Raw genomic sequence first — 569 nt, forward strand, 5'->3', positions numbered from 1 at the left:
GACTTCTATGTCGACTCCAGTTTCTACAGCGGTGCAATGCGCTTAAGCAATATCGAGCTCACGCCCCTGTCCGGATCGGGCTTTACCGCCGATGCAGACAATGACGGCGTGAACAACGATGTGGATTTGGATTCGGATAATGACACCATCCCTGACGTGATCGAAGCTGGCCTGGCTGATGCCGATGGCAGCCTGACTGTTGATAGCATTGACCTGCAAGCCAGCGTTGACCCTGCCCCAGATTCCGACGGCGACGGCATTCCTGATTACCTCGATCTGGAAAGCCAGAACGCTTTGAACGACGGCACCGCCTTCGACATGCACGGTTACGACTTTGCGGCGTTCGACAGCAACAACGACGGCATGCTCGATGGCAATGATGAGTTGGGCGGTAACGATCTCAACGGCAACGGCGTAGATGATCGTGCAGAAGATGCCGACGGCGATGGTCTGTCTAATCCTAACGATGATGACGACGATAACGACGGCACCCTCGATATCTATGATGCCTTCCCATTTGATCCAAACGAAGACACGGACACCGATGGTGATGGCGTGGGCGACAATGC

At 54.8% G+C, this 569-nt stretch carries 1 pseudogene; it reads left to right on the forward strand.

The window, feature by feature from the left end:
- Nucleotides 1-569: pseudogene (locus BCT27_RS25535) on the forward strand (hypothetical protein); the annotation flags it as partial.

The organism is Enterovibrio norvegicus (genome assembly GCF_002876705.1).
Classification (GTDB): domain Bacteria; phylum Pseudomonadota; class Gammaproteobacteria; order Enterobacterales; family Vibrionaceae; genus Enterovibrio; species Enterovibrio norvegicus_B.